This window comes from Halomonas sp. 707D4, from assembly GCF_024158685.1.
Lineage (GTDB): Bacteria > Pseudomonadota > Gammaproteobacteria > Pseudomonadales > Halomonadaceae > Vreelandella.
The window spans coordinates 1-2,571 of sequence record NZ_JAMZBD010000439.1 but is presented as its reverse complement, the minus strand read 5'-3'; the positions used below and the strand labels follow the sequence as shown (position 1 = coordinate 2,571).

Below are 2,571 nucleotides of genomic sequence, written 5' to 3'. Positions count from 1 at the left end.
CGAGTATCAAGGCAAGCAGCTGTTTGCCGATTATGGTCTGCCGGTGTCCAAGGGCTTTGCCGTGGACACACCGGAAGAAGCGGTAGAAGCGTGCAAGAAGATCGGCGGCGACATGTGGGTAGTCAAAGCCCAGGTGCACGCGGGCGGCCGCGGTAAAGCGGGCGGCGTGAAGCTGATCAAGGACCCGGCAGAAGCGAAAGCCTTCGCCGAGCAGTGGCTGGGCAAGAACCTGGTCACCTACCAGACCGACGAGAAAGGCCAGCCGGTCGCCAAGATCCTGGTCGAGAACTGCACCGATATCGCCGAAGAGCTGTATCTGGGCGCCGTGGTCGATCGTACCACCCGTCGCGTGGTCTTCATGGCCTCCACCGAAGGCGGTGTCGAGATCGAAACCGTCGCCGAAGAGACGCCGGAGAAGATCCTCAAGGCCGAGATCGACCCGCTGGTCGGCGCACAGCCCTACCAGGCGCGCGAACTGGCTTTCCAGCTGGGCCTGAAAGGCGACCAGATCAAGCAGTTCACCAAGATCTTCCTGGGTCTTTCCAAGCTGTTCCACGACAAGGATCTGGCGCTTCTGGAAATCAACCCGCTGGTCATCACCAACGAAGGCAACCTGCACTGCCTCGACGCCAAGCTGGGTCTCGACAGCAACGCGCTGTACCGTCACCCGGACCTGCAGGCGATGCGTGATCCGAGTCAGGAAGACCAGCGTGAAGCCGACGCCGCCAAGTGGGAACTCAACTACGTGGCGCTCGACGGCAACATCGGCTGCATGGTCAACGGCGCGGGCCTGGCCATGGGCACCATGGACATCGTCAACCTGTCCGGCGGCAAGCCGGCCAACTTCCTCGACGTGGGCGGCGGTGCGACCAAGGAGCGCGTGGCGGAAGCGTTCAAGATCATCCTGTCCGACGACAACGTCAAGGCCGTGCTGGTCAACATCTTCGGCGGCATCGTGCGCTGCGACATGATCGCCGAAGGCATCATCGGCGCCGTCGAGCAGGTCGGTGTCAACGTGCCGGTCGTTGTCCGTCTGGAAGGTAACAACGCCGAGCTGGGCGCCGAGAAACTGGCTTCCAGCGGTCTGAACATCATCGCTGCCACCAGCCTGAGCGACGCCGCTCAGCAGGTCGTCAAAGCAGCGGAGGGCAAGTAATGAGCATCCTGATCGACAAGAACACCAAGGTCATCTGCCAAGGGTTCACCGGTGGCCAGGGCACGTTCCACTCCGAACAGGCGATTGCCTACGGTACGCAAATGGTCGGCGGTGTCACGCCGGGCAAGGGCGGCCAGACGCATCTGGGCCTGCCGGTCTTCAACACCGTGGCTGAAGCGGTCAAGGAAACCGGCGCCGAAGCCAGCGTGATCTACGTTCCGGCTGCTTTCTGCAAGGACTCGATCCTCGAAGCCGCCAACGCCGGCATCAAGCTGATCGTGTGCATCACCGAGGGCATCGCCACCCTCGACATGCTCGACGCGAAAGTGAAGTGCGACGAGCTGGGCGTGCGCCTGATCGGCCCGAACTGCCCCGGCGTGATCACCCCGGGCGAGTGCAAGATCGGCATCATGCCGGGCCACATCCACCAGCCGGGCCGCGTCGGTATCGTGTCCCGTTCCGGTACCCTGACCTACGAAGCCGTCAAGCAGACCACCGACCACGGCTTCGGCCAGTCCACCTGCGTGGGCATCGGGGGCGACCCGATCCCGGGCTCCAACTTCATCGACATCCTCGAGATGTTCGAGAAGGATCCGAAGACCGAAGCGATCGTCATGATCGGTGAGATCGGCGGCACCGCCGAGGAAGAAGCCGCGGCCTACATCAAGGAGCACGTCTCCAAGCCGGTGGTTTCCTACATCGCGGGCGTCACCGCGCCTCCCGGCAAGCGCATGGGCCACGCCGGCGCGATCATCTCCGGTGGCAAGGGCACCGCGGACGAGAAGTTCGCAGCTCTCGAGAGCGCCGGCGTCAAGACCGTCCGCTCCCTGGCGGAAATCGGCGACGCGCTGAAAGAAGCGACCGGCTGGTAAGACACTGCCGTTCGCAAGCGAAAAGGAGCACCCTCGGGTGCTCCTTTTTTTATGACCGTGTCAGCCGTGGTCGGTAACAGGGGCCGCGAAGCCGCGCGCGCCGAGCAGCACGAACACCGGCGCCCCAACGGCGAGATACAGGTGATAGCTCACCAGACGCCACACCAGCACCGCCGCCGCGACCTGGGGCGGTGCCATCATCGGCAGCAACAGCCCGCCCACGCCGAGCTCCGCCGCCCCGGCGCCACCGGGCAGGAAGCTCAGCTGGCTCGCCGCCAGCGCCAGCATCTGGACCAGGAAGGTCCAGAGCCAATCAACCTGCCCACCCACGCCGAGCACCGCCAGATACAGAAGGCTGTAGCGCAACAGCCAGTGCAGCGCCGTGAGCGCCAGGATGGCGCCGAGTGTCGGTCGAGGCAGGCGCAGGGTGACGCCCAGCGCATGGCGGCAGCGCAACAACCGCCGCGCCAGCCAGCGCCGCCGGGCCGGGGCGCGGCGCGTCAGGCTGGGCAGGCGCAAGAGCCTGGGCAGGCAGGCGATGGC

General features: G+C 65.0%; 3 protein-coding genes. 2 read left to right on the top strand and 1 reads right to left on the bottom strand.

The window, feature by feature from the left end; all coding sequences use genetic code 11:
* Both sucC and sucD read left to right on the top strand, forming a co-directional pair.
* A partial coding sequence (gene sucC / locus BIS11_RS14930) for an ADP-forming succinate--CoA ligase subunit beta (RefSeq protein ID WP_253586414.1) occupies positions 1-1,156 on the top strand: 1,156 nt, incomplete at its 5' end.
* Positions 1,156-2,028 carry a succinate--CoA ligase subunit alpha gene (sucD, locus tag BIS11_RS14925; protein ID WP_227388253.1) on the top strand — a complete coding sequence of 291 codons (873 nt, stop codon included), beginning with the start codon at positions 1,156-1,158 and terminating at the stop codon, positions 2,026-2,028. The genes sucC and sucD, both read left to right, overlap by 1 nt.
* 60 nt (positions 2,029-2,088) lie before the next feature.
* Here sucD and BIS11_RS14920 read toward each other — a convergent pair.
* Positions 2,089-2,571 (bottom strand): YbhN family protein (locus BIS11_RS14920; protein WP_253586413.1); only part of this gene is annotated, 483 nt, incomplete at its 5' end.